The sequence below is a fragment of the Salmonella sp. SAL04213 genome, from assembly GCF_046550535.1.
Lineage (GTDB): Bacteria > Pseudomonadota > Gammaproteobacteria > Enterobacterales > Enterobacteriaceae > Salmonella > Salmonella enterica.
In genome coordinates, this window is the sequence record NZ_JBGDXS010000002.1 from 54525 (window position 1) to 71024 (window position 16500).

The window sequence follows — 16500 nt, forward strand, 5'->3', positions numbered from 1 at the left end:
TTGCGCCCTGAAACCGTGGAAGGGTGACGTGCCGCAGACCGGATAACGTATTTCTTTTGCCATCCGGCGCGGATAGTCATAATTAAAAAGGCCGACAGGGTATCATTATGGGCAGCACGATCTCTCCGTCGTCGGGTGAATATTTGTTGGAAATGCGTGGCATTAACAAATCATTTCCCGGCGTGAAAGCGCTTGATAATGTCAACTTAAACGTTCGTCCGCACTCTATTCATGCATTAATGGGTGAAAACGGCGCAGGCAAATCAACATTATTAAAATGTCTTTTCGGTATTTATCAAAAAGATTCCGGCAGCATTGTATTTCAGGGAAAAGAAGTGGACTTCCATTCGGCGAAAGAAGCGCTGGAGAATGGGATTTCGATGGTACACCAGGAGTTAAATCTGGTATTACAACGTTCGGTCATGGATAACATGTGGTTGGGACGTTATCCCACCAAAGGTATGTTTGTCGACCAGGATAAAATGTACCAGGATACCAAAGCGATATTTGATGAACTGGATATCGATATTGACCCACGCGCGCGCGTAGGAACGTTATCCGTTTCGCAAATGCAGATGATCGAAATTGCGAAGGCGTTTTCCTATAACGCTAAGATCGTTATTATGGATGAACCGACCTCATCGTTAACTGAGAAAGAGGTTAATCATCTGTTCACCATTATCCGCAAGCTGAAAGAACGCGGCTGCGGAATTGTTTATATCTCGCATAAAATGGAAGAAATTTTTCAATTGTGCGATGAAATTACTATTTTGCGCGACGGTCAATGGATTGCCACCCAGCCGCTGGAAGGGCTGGATATGGATAAGATCATTGCGATGATGGTCGGGCGTTCCCTGAACCAGCGCTTTCCGGATAAAGAAAATAAGCCGGGCGACGTGATTCTGGAGGTACGTAACCTGACCTCGCTGCGCCAGCCTTCCATTCGCGATGTCTCCTTTGATTTGCACAAGGGCGAAATTCTGGGCATTGCCGGCCTGGTTGGGGCAAAGCGTACCGATATCGTCGAAACGCTGTTTGGTATTCGTGAGAAGTCGTCCGGGACAATCACTTTACATGGCAAGAAAATTAATAATCACACTGCGAACGAAGCGATTAACCACGGTTTTGCGCTGGTGACGGAAGAGCGTCGTTCCACCGGAATTTATGCCTATCTGGATATCGGATTTAACTCATTAATTTCGAATATCCGTAATTATAAAAATAAAGTGGGGTTACTGGATAATTCCCGGATGAAAAGCGACACCCAATGGGTCATTGATTCCATGCGGGTAAAAACGCCGGGGCATCGCACGCAAATTGGTTCACTTTCCGGCGGCAATCAGCAAAAGGTGATCATTGGTCGCTGGCTATTAACGCAGCCGGAAATATTAATGCTGGACGAACCGACCCGCGGCATTGATGTCGGCGCAAAATTTGAAATTTATCAGCTTATTGCGGAACTGGCGAAAAAAGGCAAGGGGATCATCATTATCTCTTCTGAAATGCCGGAGCTGTTAGGGATTACCGATCGTATCCTGGTGATGAGTAACGGTCTCGTTTCCGGCATTGTCGATACTAAAACAACAACGCAAAACGAAATTTTGCGTCTTGCTTCTTTGCACCTTTAAGATCAGGGGCTCCTTATGAGTGCGTTAAACAAGAAAAGCTTTTTGACCTGGCTGAAAGAGGGCGGAATTTACGTCGTTCTTTTAGTGCTGCTGGCGATTATTATTTTCCAGGACCCGACTTTTTTAAGTTTGCTGAATTTAAGTAATATTCTGACGCAATCTTCGGTACGTATTATTATCGCGCTGGGCGTGGCGGGGCTCATCGTCACCCAGGGGACAGACCTGTCGGCGGGGCGTCAGGTAGGGCTGGCGGCGGTCGTGGCGGCAACATTACTGCAATCAATGGAAAACGCCAACAAAGTGTTTCCGGAAATGGCGACCATGCCGATTGCGCTGGTCATCCTGATTGTCTGCGCGATTGGCGCGGTGATTGGCCTGGTGAACGGTATCATCATTGCTTACCTGAATGTGACGCCGTTTATTACCACGCTTGGCACGATGATTATCGTTTATGGGATCAACTCCCTTTACTATGACTTTGTCGGCGCTTCGCCCATTTCCGGCTTTGACAGCGGCTTTTCCACCTTTGCGCAGGGCTTTGTGGCGATGGGCAGTTTCCGGCTCTCATACATCACCTTTTACGCCCTGATTGCGGTAGCGTTTGTCTGGGTGCTGTGGAATAAGACCCGTTTTGGTAAAAACATTTTTGCTATTGGCGGCAACCCGGAAGCGGCAAAAGTTTCTGGCGTAAACGTGGCGCTGAACCTGCTGATGATTTATGCGCTCTCCGGCGTGTTTTATGCCTTCGGCGGCTTACTGGAAGCAGGGCGTATTGGTTCTGCCACCAACAACCTCGGCTTTATGTATGAACTGGATGCGATTGCCGCGTGCGTTGTCGGGGGAGTATCGTTTAGCGGCGGAGTGGGGACGGTCTTCGGCGTGGTGACCGGCGTCATTATCTTTACCGTCATCAACTATGGCCTGACCTATATCGGGGTAAACCCGTACTGGCAGTACATTATCAAAGGCGGCATTATCATTTTCGCCGTGGCGCTGGACTCGCTGAAATACGCGCGTAAGAAGTAGTTATCCAGACGTATTGCCTTGCTTATCAGATAACCCGGCGCAGCGAAACTGCGCGCCGGGCTTCATACCGCGAGCTACAGCGTTAACGCGTGTTCTTTTTCGCCTTTTTTAAATTTGACCTCGCCTAAATCAATACAGGCGACCGGGCAGACATGACCGCACAGCAGACAACCGACGCATTTTTCCGTATTGCAATGCGGCGTGCGGCTGTGTTCATCCCACTCCATCGCCTGATGACCGCCGTCATAGCAGGAGATATAGCAACGTCCGCAGCCGACGCATTTCTCCTGATTAATCCGCGGATAGACGATATAGCTGCGATCCAGGTCTTCCGCCGGGATAATATTGCCATTCGCCAGCCCGATCATCTCCTGTAATGAGGCAAATCCCTGATCGGCCAGATAGTGGCTGAGGCCGCTCGCCATATCTTCTACAATGCGATAACCGTATTGCATAATGCCTGTCGTCACCTGTAGGGTCGCCGCGCCCAGCAGCAGAAATTCGGCAGCGTCTTCCCAGGTTTCAATGCCGCCGATACCGCTAATCGGGAAATCGCGCAGTTCAGGGTGCATTCGCAACTGCTGGATAAAACGCAGCGCAATGGGTTTCACCGCTTTTCCTGAATAACCGGAGATACTGGATTTACCGTTAACCACCGGCATCCCGATTTTGCGGTTCAGGTCGATGTTAGTAATGGATTTCACGGTGTTGATGGTGGCGATACCGTCGGCTCCGCCGCGTTTAGCGGCCAGCGCGACTTCACACATATCGCCAATATTCGGCGTCATTTTCGCCAGCATTGGCAAAGATGAACCGCGTTTTACGGCGCGGCAGTATTTTTCAACCAGCTCCGGGCTTTGCCCTACATCGCTTCCCATGGCGTGCGAGGTCATCTGCGGGCAAGAGAAGTTACACTCAATCATATCCGCGCCGGCTTCTTCAACCAGACGCGCCAGTTCTTGCCACTGCTGCTCATTTTCTCCCATGATGGAAGCAATCAGCACCTTATCCGGATAATCCTGTTTTAGCCGTCGAATGGCGGCCAGATTCTCTTCCAGCGGATGCTCAGCAATTTGCTCCATGTTTTTGAAACCAATAAAACCGGTATCTTCTTTCGTCAGGTGGTCAAAACGTGGAGAGACTTCGTTGGCAATAAAAAAACCAATGGTTTTAAAAACGATCCCGCCCCAGCCGGTATCATAGGCTTTGGCGCACATCTCATAACAATTGCCTACCGGAGAAGAAGAAAGGCAAAACGGATTGGGAAACTTAACGCCGCAAAAGGTAACAGACAAATCTTTTGTTAACATGAGCAGGCCTCCTCTAAATAATGATGAATAGCCTGAGCGGCTTCTTTTCCGGTTTTTACCGCATAAACGACGGTCTTATCACCTTTAACAATATCGCCAGCGGCAAAGATCGCCGGGTCGTCGGTTTGATAATTATGCGTGTCGATAATATTATGCTGCGCTTTTATCTCCGCAAAGTTATCCAGTCGTGCGTGCTGCCCCACGGCCAAAATAATATTTTCCGCTTCCAGCGTCAGTTCTCCTGAGTGGCGTACATGGTGGAAGGTCACTTTATTTCCGCTGACGGCGACAGGCGTAAAACCATCAATAATCGATACGCCTAATGCCTGCGTGCTGGTAAATTCTTTTTCGCTGGCGGGGAATTCGGCTAATTCTTCCCGCGCCACGCAGGTGACGGAAGGACAGCCGAGAATTTTTAACGTACTGGCGACATCCATCGCTACGTCGCCGCCGCCAATAATTAATGCGCTACGCGGAACGCTAATATCGCCGTCGGCCTGACGGGCGCGCTGTAAAAAATCAACGGCAATCTCTACGTGACTGGCTTGCTCAAATAACGGTAAATCAGAGCCACAGGGCATCCCGACGGTCATCAGCACGGCGCGATATTCGGCTTTGAGTTGCGCAAGCGATAGCGACCCGCCCACCTCACAATTACATTTAATATTGACGCCCATTTCTACAATGCGGGCAATTTCCTGATCGAGTACGCTTTGCGGCAGACGAAATGCCGGGATGCCGTGACGCAGCCATCCGCCGGGCTGCGGCTGTTTTTCGTAAATGGTGACGTCATAGCCTAAATGCGTGAGCGTCACGCTTGCCTGCAAACCTGCCGGACCCGCGCCAATAATCGCGACTTTCCCGCGTGTTTTACTCCCGGGCTGATAAATCTGCATGGCAGTCTGCTGTTCAAAATCGGTAATAAAACGTTGCAGGCGTGCAATATCAATAGGTTTATCTATTCCGGAACGTGTACATCCGCGCTGGCATAATTTTTCCGTCGGACAGACTCTGGCGCAGACGGCGCCAAGCGCATTATTTTCCCGGATAGTTTCCGCTGCGCCTTTAAAATTGCGAAAGTAAATAGAACGAATAAATTTCCCCGGATCGGTTTGCGCCGGGCAAGCCTGACTACAGGGCGCATCGTGACATAATAAACAACGTGAAGCCTCTTTTATTGCCAGTAATGGCGTAAAACCAGGCGTGAGTTCATCCAGATAATTTTGTTGCGGCATATAATCTTCCTTAATGCTTGAATAAATTAAGGCGAAACGCAAATAACGCGTTTTAATGATCTAAAATCTACCGCCAGCCTAAGCATTGAAAGAAGGGTATTCTGTGAAAGAATTCACAAAAAAATGAAACCAGAATGCAAAACAGCATTTGTTCCTTATATCATAATAATAACTATTCTCAATTTTAAAGGGATAATAAATAGATTAACGATAAAAAAGAAGATAAATAATCATTCCAGTAAATAAAAAACCGCAACCGGTATAAAGAAAAAGATAAGACCAATATTGTACGGGATCGGCATGGCGATAGACATAAACCGGTTTTCGCGCATTTTTGACAACTTTATCTACCGCGCCGGTTCGCCAGCCTTTCCAGGCCTCACGGAAGCAAAAAAGCGGGAGTAGCAGAAAGGCTAATATGACAAATATCGTCTGTACATTCATGATCATTTCCCTTTTTTCTTTTCCAGTTCAAGCAATTGTTCCGGTGTAACTGCCGGATACCCCTGGGCGTCATTCGGCACCTGATGCTGCGTGGGAATAGGTACCAGCGGGCCTAAAAAACGCGGTTCGCGTTTAAAAATATAGAGATCCGCCAGCGCGCTAAAGCGGGCGCCAAATTCGCGCAGGCGCACTGTCAGCATATTTTTGGGCGAAGGTACCGCGTAACACTGCGCCTGAATGCCCATATGCAGCGCAATAAACAAGGCGCGTTCGCAGTGGAAGCGCTGAGTGATGATAATAAAGTCGTTGGTATCAAACACTTTGCGGGTACGCACAATGGAGTCAAGCGTACGGAAGCCAGCGTAATCAAGCACAATGTCCGCAGGATCGACGCCCGCCGCGATAAGGTCTTTGCGCATGGTCATCGGTTCGTTATAGCTTTGCAGGGCATTGTCGCCGCTGAGCAGCAGGTAATTGACTTTACCGCTATTGTAAGCGTTTAACGCGCCCTGGATACGATAACGATAGTACTGATTAATGACACCCTTGCGATAGTATTTGGCTGTCCCTAACACGACGCCAACCTGGCGGTAGGGGAGATCCTGTAGCTCGTCATAGATATAGGGCGCTGTTTTCCAGCTCATCCACCGATCGAGGCCAAGCACCGTCAACAGCAGCAAGCCTACCAGGACCAACAGGCTGTAAAACACGCGCTTTAACATGCAGGAAACTCGATACCAGGATGAAAGTACGATCAGGCTACTGTACCCGAAGACGTAGCGCAAGAAACCGCCGTCTGATTGCGGAGATTTTCAGCATGATTTCCCTTGTATCGGGTCGCGGGAGAGGAGAGTCAGGCCGGATAAGACGCCAGGGCGTCGCTATCCGGCACATTTGCTTAGCCGAGAAGCACGCGGTCAATATTATGGCAACCTAACGCTTTCAGCGTTGCGGCGGTGGCATCCCATTGAATTAATGCCGCATCGCCTTTTTCCGCCAGAATCGCACGCTGAATATCCGCATAGTCATAGCCATTGAGACTCAGCAGGTTTAGCGCGCCTTGCAGCGGGGGAAGCGTAGGGTTAAAGGCGGCGTTTTCCGCATAGCTGCCGGTGAAAATACGGCCATCTTTACATTCCAGCGCCACGCCGCTCGGTGAGTGGCTATAAGGCATATGGCTCTTATTGGCTGCCGTAATCGCCGCTTGCGTTAGCGTATCGCCCGTTAACGTAAAGCCATGATCCTGCTCGTCCATCAGCAGCGTTTTGATCTCCAGATCTTTTGGCCCGAAAGCGTCAGGCAGATAATCGCGTAACGTATGCGGCGCGCGGCCCGGCAGATGAATGCGCAGATCCAGACCGCTGTTCAGCTCGTTCATAAACTGGCGACAGTGGCCGCAAGGCGTGTAGTTAACGGTGACGGCGGCGAGCCCTTTTTCGCCGCGTAGCCAGGCGTGGCTAATCGCGCTTTGTTCAGCATGCACAGTTTGTTGCATGGTGGCGCCCAGGAACTCCATATTCGCGCCGAAATACCAGTTGCCGCTAACGCCGCGCGCAATCGCGCCGACGTTAAAATGGGACAAATCGGTACGGGCGCAGGCCGCCGCCAGAGGTAACAGTGCGAAAGCCAGCGCGTCTTCGTCCAGTCCCGCCGTATTTTTAAGCGTCGAGACCTGCTCTGCGGTCAGCATGGCGGGAAAATGGTGGTCCGCCAGGATAGGGGCCAGCGCTGATTGCAAATTATCCGCAAGCTGGGCAAAAGCAGTTTGAAAACGTGGATGCATGGCGTTGCCTCATAACAATGTAATGGAACCGTAGTTTACGGGCCTGTTATGTCTTAATATGTGATCTAAATCTCATTGCTTATGCAACTTGTGAAACTTAAATGAAAAATGCGCGACGTATCGCAAATTTTAACCCGGTCTTTTGTCCCGTCGTTAGCGCATTACCGCCAGAATGAGCGGAAACAAAAAGGGTGCTACCAGCGAGGTAATAATGCCGCAGATCACCAGCGCCAGGGAGCTAAACGCGCCTTCCTGGTAATCCAGCTCGGCGCAGCGTGCAGTACCGAGCGCATGTGAGGCGGTCCCCATTGCCAGCCCGCGTGCGGCTTTAGTACGGATGTGCATCGCGTTTAACAGCGTGTGGCCAAACACCGCGCCCAGAATACCGACAAAAATTACGCATACCGCGCTGATCGCGGGGATGCCGCCGATGCTGCCGCCCACCGCCATCGCGATAGGCGTAGTCACGGATTTAGGCAGTACCGATGCCGCGATTTCAGGCGTTGCGCCCATCAGCAAGGCAACGGATGTCCCGGTAATCATCGCTACCAGACTGCCGACAAAACAGATGCTAATAATGGATTTCCAACGCGCGCGAATCTGGTGCAATTGTTCATAAAGGGGATAGGCCAGTGCCACTACCGCCGGTTGCAGCAGATCGTTAAGTACTTCGCTGCCTTTGAAGTAGTGCTCGTAGGGAATACCGGTCAGCAACAGAAAAGGAATAATGACTACCATTGCCACCAGCAGCGGATTCAGCAACGGCATTTTAAAATGCGCCGCCAGTCGGCGGGCGGCGAAAAATACCGCCAGCGTCAGCGGTAACGACCACCAGATATATGTCATCATTTTTTCGTTCCCTTCTGCCCAACCACTTTACGCTCACCGTGTATCAGATGTGAACTCCAGCTTACGACCACAAAAACGACCAGCGTACTGATAGCGCAAGAGACCACCACCGGGCCGAATTGCGCGCGCAGTAAATCAAAATATTGCATGACCCCAACGCCAATCGGCACAAACAGCAACGCCATATAACGAATCAGCACATAACAGCCGGGGTTAACCCACTTCGCCGGCAGAATTTGCAGCGCCAGCAACACAAACAGAATTAACATCCCGATAATGCTGCCGGGAATAGTGATAGGAAGCAGTGATGCAAGAAAAATGCCTGCGTACAAACAGGCATAAATCAATACAAAAGCGCGTATATATTGCCAGATAATATTCAGTGACTTACTCATGTTTAAAGCCCTTGATGAGATGGATTCATCATACAATTAAACGTTAAAACGTGCTACCGATCACATCATGAATTCTTAGCATAGTGGGTATAGACAGCAGGAACATCGGGCAATGCCCCTGGTCGGCGGCGTTAAACCTGGGCTAAAAAATACAAAAAGCGACTCAGGGCCAAAGACGGCGTCTCATTCTTACGCCAGAACATCCCTACGCTGCCTTTTTGCTCAATTTTTGGCAAGTTTAAAATCGCCAGTTGCCCCTGGCTGGCATAGCGTTGCGCCAGCCGTAAAGAAAGAATAGAGATCATATCGCTGCTTTGCAGCAAATTGGTGCTGACGTTCATTGACGCCGATTCAATGGTGTTTTCCGGGAGCATGACGCCATTATCGACGAGGGCGTTATCAATACTGATGCGAATAGGGGTGCCGGTTGGCCAGACTATCCACCGCCAGTGCGCCAGATCGCTCCAGGCGATCTGTGCTCGCGCGGCCAGCGGATGGTGCGGACGCGCCACAAAGCAGACCGGCTCGGTATAAAGTACCTGATAATTAAGCGGCAGTTGCAGGGCGCGGCCGCCGACACGCCCTACCACTACATCCACCTGACCGGCAAGCAAATCGTGCAGCAGCGGCGTCATTACCTTCTCTTCAATATTCAGATGCAGCGTCGGCATTTCGTTAAGCAGGCTCAGAATCGCCTGTGATACGCAGTCAGTCGCCACGGGCGAACAGCCGATCTTCAGGCTGCCAACCAGGCCGCCCTGCTTGAAACGGGCGATTTCATACTGTGAACGCTCCAGATCGTTAATTAGGCGCTGGGCGTGCTGGAGCAGTAATTTACCGCCTTCCGAGGGCCGTAGCCCTTTACTGTGGCGCTCAAAAAGCGTGATGCCTATCTCATCTTCGAGTTGAGATAACCACTTCGATAGCGCCGGCTGGGAGATATTCATCATCCGGGCGACATGCGTCAGGTTGCCCTGTTCGCCCAGCGCAACCAGCGTTTGCAGGTGATGTAATTTCAATTTCTGCGCCCAGTTCGCCATCCGCTATAACCTCCAGGTTATGTCTCTGCCTGAAAAGCCATTGTACATTTTATCGCTCACTCTACAAACTCGTAACATAGCAAACATAAAAACAACATCTATCTCCCTGCACTGAGGCATTAGCTATGACTCAACGACGTGATCTACAAGCCCTTATTGATGCCGCGCCCGTCGGCAAAATGCAGTGGCGCGTTATCATCTGCTGTTTTCTGGTGGTTATGCTCGACGGTTTCGACACCGCCGCGATTGGCTTCATCGCCCCGGATATTCGTACTCACTGGCAGCTAAGCGCCAGCGAACTTGCGCCGCTGTTTGGCGCAGGGCTGCTGGGGCTTACGGCCGGCGCGCTGCTATGCGGGCCGCTGGCGGATCGCTTTGGCCGCAAGCGGGTCATTGAGCTTTGCGTAGCGCTATTCGGCGCATTGAGCCTGCTTTCCGCTTTCTCACCGGATATAGAAACCCTGGTGTTGCTGCGCTTCTTAACCGGTCTGGGACTGGGCGGAGCGATGCCGAATACCATCACCATGACGTCGGAATACCTTCCCGCTCGTCGACGCGGAGCGCTGGTCACGCTGATGTTCTGCGGTTTTACCCTGGGGTCGGCGATGGGCGGGATTGTGAGCGCGCAACTGGTGCCGCTGATTGGCTGGCACGGAATTCTGGCGTTAGGCGGCATCTTGCCTTTGATGCTGTTTTTCGGCTTGCTGTTCGCGCTGCCGGAATCTCCCCGCTGGCAGGTACGTCGCCAACTACCGCAAGCCGTTGTCGCCCGGACGGTCAGCGCCATTACCGGCGAGCGCTATCACGATACGCAATTCTTTCTGCATGAGACGGCAGCCATCGCCAAAGGCAGTATTCGCCAGCTTTTTGCCGGGCGACAGCTTGTCATTACCCTGATGTTATGGGTGGTGTTCTTTATGAGCCTGCTCATTATCTATCTGCTTTCCAGCTGGATGCCGACGTTACTTAACCATCGCGGTATTGATCTGCAACAGGCGTCGTGGGTGACTGCCGCATTCCAGGTTGGCGGCACGCTTGGCGCGCTGTTACTCGGCGTGTTGATGGACCGGCTTAACCCGTTCCGGGTACTGGCGGTGAGCTATGCGCTGGGCGCGGTTTGCATTGTCATGATAGGCCTGAGCGAAAACGGCCTTTGGCTGATGGCGCTGGCGATTTTTGGTACCGGCATCGGTATTAGCGGTTCCCAGGTAGGGCTTAATGCTCTGACGGCGACGCTGTACCCCACCCAAAGCCGGGCGACGGGCGTGAGCTGGTCGAACGCCATTGGACGCTGCGGGGCGATTGTCGGTTCGCTCTCCGGCGGCATGATGATGGCCCTCAATTTCTCTTTCGATACGTTGTTTTTTGTCATTGCTATTCCGGCGGCTATCAGCGCGGTAATGCTTACCCTGCTGACGGTGGTTGTCCGCCTTTCGATTTCTGTACCTGACGACCTGCCGCGTGCCAGCGTCGTAAACGAATAAGGAGAATCTCCATGTCTGAAATAAATCAGAACGTAAAAGATAGCCGTCAACAGTATTACCAGCATATTTCCGGGCAGAATCTGACGCCGCTGTGGGAATCGTTACATCACCTGGTACCGCAGACGCCAAACGCCAACTGCGCGCCGGCCTACTGGAATTATCAGGAAATTCGTCCGCTACTCATGGAAAGCGGCAATGTCATTGGCGCGAAAGAGGCGATCCGCCGGGTGCTGGTGCTGGAAAATCCGGCATTGCGCGGTCAGTCGTCGATCACGGCGACCTTATACGCTGGTTTACAGCTGATCCTGCCCGGCGAAGTCGCGCCGAGTCATCGCCATAACCAGTCGGCGCTGCGTTTTATCGTCGAAGGTAAAGGCGCATTTACCGCGGTGGACGGCGAGCGCACGCCAATGCATACCGGCGATTTTATCCTGACGCCGCAGTGGCGCTGGCACGATCATGGTAATCCGGGGTCAGAGCCGGTGGTATGGCTGGATGGTCTGGATCTGCCGTTAGTCAACCTCCTGGGCTGTGGGTTTGCGGAAGACTATCCCGAAGATCAGCAGCCGGTGACGCGAAAAGAGGGCGATTATCTGCCGCGCTATGCAGCGAATATGCTGCCGCTACGCCACCAGCGCGGGAACTCGTCGCCGATTTTCAACTACCGTTACGACCGCAGCCGCGAGGCGTTGCACGATCTGACCCGTATGGGCGATCCGGATGAGTGGGAAGGCTACAAGCTGCGTTACGTTAATCCCGTCACCGGCGGTTATCCGATGCCGTCGATGGGCGCGTTCCTGCAACTGCTGCCAAAAGGCTTTGCCTCGCGTGTGGCGCGGAGCACCGACAGCACTATCTACCACGTCGTTGAAGGGGCAGGGCAGGTCACTATCGGCAACGAAACTTTTCATTTTTCCGCAAAAGACATTTTTGTGGCGCCGACCTGGCATGAGGTGTCGTTTCGCAGCAGCGAAGACACGGTGTTATTCAGCTTTTCGGACAAGCCGGTTCAGGAAGCCCTGGGGCTGTTCCGCGAAGCACGTTATTAATTAGGGAGAGAGAACATGACCAAATATGTATTCCAGCCGCAGGCCCCAGTGACAGTACCCGTGGCGGGCAGTGATGAGCAGTTTCCGGTACGTCGCGTTTACTGCGTGGGTCGCAACTATGCCGCCCATGCCCGTGAAATGGGCTTTGATCCCGATCGCGAACCGCCGTTCTTCTTTTGTAAACCAGCGGACGCTGTCGTCCCGGTAGCGGAGGGGGATACCCTGGAACTGCCGTATCCGGCGCAGACTGATAACTACCATTATGAAATTGAGCTGGTGGTGGCGATTGGTAAAAAGGGGAGCGATATCCCGCTGGAAAAAGCCCATGAATATGTCTGGGGATACGCCACAGGTCTGGACATGACGCGTCGCGATCGTCAGATGGAAATGCGTCAGATGGGACGCCCGTGGGAAATTGGCAAAGCGTTCGATCTCTCCGCGCCCATTGCGCCATTACACAAAGCCGCTGAAACGCATAATGTGGATAACGCCCCTATTTGGCTACAGGTTAACGGCGAAGACCATCAACGCAGCGATATTCGTCACCTGATTTGGTCGGTGAATGAAACCATCAGCTATTTGTCCGGCTTTTTTGAATTGCAGCCAGGCGATTTGATTTTCACCGGTACGCCAGAGGGGGTGGGCGCAGTGGTGAAAGGGGATGTCATCACCGGGAACGTAGAAGGTCTGACGCCGATTGCTGTGAAAATTGTCTGAGGTGAACGATGAAGCTGTACAGTTTCTTTAATAGTTCGGCGTCTTATCGTGTACGTATTGCGCTGGCGTTAAAGGGGATTGATTACCAGACAGTGGGCGTCAATATTCGTATCGGCCAGCAGAATGAGCTGGCCTACCGACGGATGAATCCGGTAGGCCTGGTGCCGACGCTGGTCACTGATGACGGCGAATCGTTGGGGCAATCGCTGGCCATCGTCGACTGGCTGGACCGACATTTTCCGCAAACGCCGCTGCTGCCGACGAGCGACCCGGCGCGCAGCCAGGCGCTGGAAATTGTCTACGCTATCGCCTGCGATATACACCCAATCAATAACATGCGCGTGTTGCGCTACCTGACCGATGAGCTGAAGGTTAGCGAAGAGGATAAAAAACGCTGGTACGCCCACTGGATACAGCAAGGGTTAAGCGCGGTAGAGCAGCTATTGCGTAAAAGTCAGTCCGGACGATTCTGCGTGGGCGACGCGCCAGGCCTTGCGGACTGCTGCCTGATTCCTCAGTGGGCGAATGCGCTCAGGATGGGCTGCGATTTATCAGGCTATCCGCGCTGTAAAGCCGTTTATGACGCCTGCGTACAGCTACCGGCGTTTATTGCCGCCGCGCCGGAAAATCAGCAAGATAAAATCCCGGCCTGAAAAGGAGAATGACCATGACTCACGTGACAAGCGCAATTATTGTAGGTGGCGGAATCGGCGGCGCGGCGACCGCGCTGTCGCTGGCGCGCCAGGGAATAAAAGTCATGCTGCTGGAAAAAGCGCACGAAATTGGCGAGATTGGCGCGGGTATTCAGCTTGGGCCGAACGCTTTTTCGGCGCTGGATAGTCTCGGTGTGGGCGATGTTGCCCGCCAGCGTGCGGTGTTTACCGATCACATTACCATGATGGATGCCGTGAATGCCGAAGAAGTGGTATGCATTGAAACCGGACAGGCGTTCCGCGACCATTTTGGCGGGCCGTATGCGGTAATTCACCGGGTAGATATTCATGCAACGGTATGGGAAGCGGTGCTGACGCACCCTGGCGTGGAGTATCGTACCTCGACCCATATTGTCGATATCCGCCAGACGCCGGATGACGTTACGGTGTTTGATGAGCAGGGAAATAGCTGGACGGCGGATATTCTCGTGGGCTGCGACGGCGTTAAATCGGTCGTGCGGCAAAGTTTACTCGGCGACGCGCCGCGCGTAACGGGGCATGTAGTCTATCGGGCGGTGATTGATTGCGACGATATGCCGGACGATTTACGTATTAACGCACCGGTGCTGTGGGCAGGCCCGCATTGTCACCTGGTTCATTATCCGCTGCGCGGAGGCCAACAGTACAATCTGGTGGTGACATTCCACAGCCGCCAGCAAGAAGAGTGGGGCGTGAAAGACGGCAGTAAAGAAGAGGTGCTCTCTTATTTTGCCGGCATTCATCCCCGCCCGCGCCAGATGCTGGATAAGCCGACCTCCTGGCGCCGCTGGTCGACCGCCGATCGCGAGCCGGTCGCAAAATGGGGAACCGAGCGTATCACTCTGGTGGGCGACGCCGCGCATCCGGTGGCGCAATATATGGCCCAGGGCGCCTGTATGGCGCTGGAAGACGCCGTCACGCTGGGCAAAGCGCTGGAACGCTGCGACGGCGACGCGCAGCAGGCATTTGCGCTGTATGAGTCGGTGCGTATTCCCCGCACGGCGCGTATCGTCTGGTCTACCCGCGAGATGGGACGTCTCTATCACGCCGCCGGGGTGGAGCGTCAGGTGCGTAATCTGTTGTGGAAAGGGAAATCGCAGGAGGCGTTTTATCGCGGTATCGAATGGCTGTACGGCTGGAAAGAAGATAACTGTCTTGAGCCGCGTTGAGCGCCTTACGTGACGTAGCGTAGCGTTTGCGCCGCCACCCGGCAAAAAGTTTTGCTCATCGCAGAGAGGCGTTATGATAGCGCCTCTTTTTTTGCTGTGGATACCGATATGCGTGTTTTACTGGCGCCGATGGAAGGCGTGCTCGACGCGTTAGTGCGCGAGCTGCTGACCGAAGTGAATGATTACGATCTCTGCATCACCGAATTTGTGCGCGTGGTGGATCAGCTGCTGCCGGTAAAAGTGTTTCATCGCATCTGCCCGGAGTTGCATCACGCCAGCCGCACGCCGTCCGGCACGCCGGTGCGTATTCAGCTTCTGGGCCAGCATCCGCAGTGGCTGGCGGAAAACGCCGCGCGGGCGACGGCGTTGGGATCGTATGGCGTGGACCTGAACTGCGGCTGTCCGTCAAAAGTGGTGAACGGCAGCGGCGGCGGCGCGACATTGCTCAAAGATCCCGAACTCATCTATCAGGGCGCGAAAGCGATGCGGGCCGCGGTACCGTCGCATCTGCCGGTGACGGTAAAAGTGCGTCTCGGCTGGGATAGCGGCGATAGAAAATTTGAAATCGCCGATGCGGTGCAGCAGGCCGGCGCCAGTGAACTGGTGGTGCATGGTCGTACCAAAGCGCAGGGCTACCGCGCCGAGCATATCGACTGGCAGGCGATCGGCGAAATACGCCAGCGTCTGACTATTCCGGTTATCGCGAATGGCGAAATCTGGGACTGGCAGAGCGCGCAGGCATGTATGGCGACCAGCGGCTGCGATGCGGTGATGATCGGCCGTGGGGCGTTAAATATTCCTAACCTGAGTCGGGTGGTGAAGTATAACGAGCCGCGTATGTCGTGGCCGGAAGTAGTGACGTTATTACAAAAATATACCCGACTGGAAAAGCAGGGCGATACCGGTTTATATCATGTCGCGCGTATTAAACAGTGGTTAGGATATTTACGTAAGGAATATATTGAGGCGACGGAACTCTTTCAGTCGATTCGGGCGTTAAATCGTTCGTCCGAGATTGCGCGGGCGATTCAGGATATTAAAATCTAATCTCTACAGCGTCCAGAACGTGTGCCGGGCAGATACTATCGCTGCCCGGCGCAGGAATCAGAAAATCATCTTAAACACGCCCGTTACCACCAACAGCCCAATCAGAAAAATAATTAAGATTGCCCATCTTAACTCCAAATTCCCCACCCGCCGACATAAGGCGGGGGGGGAATTTGGACGGGCTTGAAAAGCCCGAAGGATCATCAGCTACGCTGATGTTGAATGTATTGCTTCACAACTTCCAGCGGCGCACCTCCGCACGAGCCAGCAAAGTATGACCTCAACCAGAGCACGGCTTTTCCGTATGCTCCCCGCAAATCAATAAATTCGTTTCGCAGACGGCGGGATGTCACAGCTTTCAGTGAGTTAACCAGTACCGAAAGCTGCACTGTTGGTGGGTATTCGATCAGCATGTGGACATGATCGACGTCTCCGTTACTTTCTTTAAGTTCTCCGCCAAAATCACGGCAGACTTCTGCTGCATACTGATGGAATGCAGCATAGTGTGACTCACCCAGTATCTTTCGACGGTATTTTGTTACAAAGACAAGATGAACATGCAAAAGGAAGGCGGCATGTCTTGAACGATTAATATTATGTTTTTGCATTGAAGTTGACCGTAAAAACAGTAA

17 protein-coding genes are annotated in these 16500 nt (G+C 52.8%); 8 read left to right on the plus strand and 9 right to left on the minus strand.

The genetic code is table 11. The features are described 5' to 3' along the window. Positions 1-107: 107 nt before the first annotated feature. Entirely contained in the window at positions 108-1628 is a 1521-nt protein-coding gene (mglA, locus tag ACLJPQ_RS05000) for a galactose/methyl galactoside ABC transporter ATP-binding protein MglA (protein WP_000535914.1), read from the plus strand. Between the two features lie 15 nt (positions 1629-1643). Next, a complete protein-coding gene (mglC, locus tag ACLJPQ_RS05005; protein WP_001275101.1) occupies positions 1644-2654 on the plus strand; it encodes a galactose/methyl galactoside ABC transporter permease MglC in 1011 nt (336 codons plus the stop codon). A 74-nt stretch (positions 2655-2728) separates the two neighbouring features. On the opposite strand, the gene preA is transcribed toward mglC, so the two are convergent. The 8 genes from preA to ACLJPQ_RS05045 all read right to left on the minus strand — a co-directional run bounded on the left by preA (position 2729) and on the right by ACLJPQ_RS05045 (position 9710). After that, positions 2729-3964: an NAD-dependent dihydropyrimidine dehydrogenase subunit PreA gene (gene preA / locus ACLJPQ_RS05010; protein ID WP_000956095.1), complete on the minus strand. Its 1236-nt coding sequence runs from the start codon at positions 3962-3964 to the stop codon at positions 2729-2731. Continuing rightward, entirely contained in the window at positions 3958-5199 is a 1242-nt protein-coding gene (locus tag ACLJPQ_RS05015) for an NAD(P)-dependent oxidoreductase (protein ID WP_080184664.1), read from the minus strand. Before ACLJPQ_RS05015 ends, preA begins: the two co-directional genes overlap by 7 nt. Positions 5200-5403: 204 nt before the next feature. After that, positions 5404-5649: a DUF2542 family protein gene (locus ACLJPQ_RS05020; RefSeq protein ID WP_080162830.1), complete on the minus strand. Its 246-nt coding sequence runs from the start codon at positions 5647-5649 to the stop codon at positions 5404-5406. Next, a complete protein-coding gene (sanA, locus tag ACLJPQ_RS05025; RefSeq protein WP_000920081.1) occupies positions 5646-6365 on the minus strand; it encodes an outer membrane permeability protein SanA in 720 nt (239 codons plus the stop codon). Before sanA ends, ACLJPQ_RS05020 begins: the two co-directional genes overlap by 4 nt. A 176-nt stretch (positions 6366-6541) precedes the next feature. Continuing rightward, entirely contained in the window at positions 6542-7426 is an 885-nt protein-coding gene (gene cdd / locus ACLJPQ_RS05030; protein ID WP_000553526.1) for a cytidine deaminase, read from the minus strand. Positions 7427-7579: 153 nt separating this feature from the next. Then, complete coding sequence (locus ACLJPQ_RS05035; protein ID WP_000989296.1) at positions 7580-8275, minus strand: CidB/LrgB family autolysis modulator; 696 nt, start codon at positions 8273-8275, stop codon at positions 7580-7582. Beyond that, complete coding sequence (locus tag ACLJPQ_RS05040) at positions 8272-8670, minus strand: CidA/LrgA family protein (protein WP_000045719.1); 399 nt, start codon at positions 8668-8670, stop codon at positions 8272-8274. Before ACLJPQ_RS05040 ends, ACLJPQ_RS05035 begins: the two co-directional genes overlap by 4 nt. A 131-nt stretch (positions 8671-8801) precedes the next feature. Then, positions 8802-9710: a LysR substrate-binding domain-containing protein gene (locus tag ACLJPQ_RS05045; RefSeq protein WP_000024658.1), complete on the minus strand. Its 909-nt coding sequence runs from the start codon at positions 9708-9710 to the stop codon at positions 8802-8804. 125 nt (positions 9711-9835) lie between these two features. Between ACLJPQ_RS05045 and ACLJPQ_RS05050 the strand changes: the two genes are divergently transcribed. From ACLJPQ_RS05050 to dusC, 6 genes are all read left to right on the plus strand, one after another. Continuing rightward, positions 9836-11194 carry an MFS transporter gene (locus ACLJPQ_RS05050; RefSeq protein WP_000194218.1) on the plus strand — a complete coding sequence of 453 codons (1359 nt, stop codon included), beginning with the start codon at positions 9836-9838 and terminating at the stop codon, positions 11192-11194. 11 nt (positions 11195-11205) lie between these two features. After that, entirely contained in the window at positions 11206-12243 is a 1038-nt protein-coding gene (gene gtdA, locus ACLJPQ_RS05055; protein WP_001289857.1) for a gentisate 1,2-dioxygenase, read from the plus strand. A 15-nt stretch (positions 12244-12258) separates the two neighbouring features. After that, the gene (locus ACLJPQ_RS05060) at positions 12259-12960 is read left to right on the plus strand and encodes a fumarylacetoacetate hydrolase family protein (protein WP_000170626.1); all 702 of its coding nucleotides are present in this window, start codon (positions 12259-12261) and stop codon (positions 12958-12960) included. 8 nt (positions 12961-12968) lie between these two features. Next, the gene (gene maiA / locus ACLJPQ_RS05065; protein ID WP_000781195.1) at positions 12969-13613 is read left to right on the plus strand and encodes a maleylacetoacetate isomerase; all 645 of its coding nucleotides are present in this window, start codon (positions 12969-12971) and stop codon (positions 13611-13613) included. Positions 13614-13627: 14 nt separating this feature from the next. Further along, complete coding sequence (locus ACLJPQ_RS05070; RefSeq protein WP_000150103.1) at positions 13628-14821, plus strand: 3-hydroxybenzoate 6-monooxygenase; 1194 nt, start codon at positions 13628-13630, stop codon at positions 14819-14821. Between the two features lie 108 nt (positions 14822-14929). After that, the gene (dusC, locus tag ACLJPQ_RS05075) at positions 14930-15868 is read left to right on the plus strand and encodes a tRNA dihydrouridine(16) synthase DusC (RefSeq protein WP_023138367.1); all 939 of its coding nucleotides are present in this window, start codon (positions 14930-14932) and stop codon (positions 15866-15868) included. A gap of 203 nt (positions 15869-16071) precedes the next feature. On the opposite strand, the gene tnpA is transcribed toward dusC, so the two are convergent. Further along, complete coding sequence (gene tnpA, locus ACLJPQ_RS05080) at positions 16072-16476, minus strand: IS200/IS605 family transposase (RefSeq protein WP_162847508.1); 405 nt, start codon at positions 16474-16476, stop codon at positions 16072-16074. Between the last annotated feature and the right edge of the window lie 24 nt (positions 16477-16500).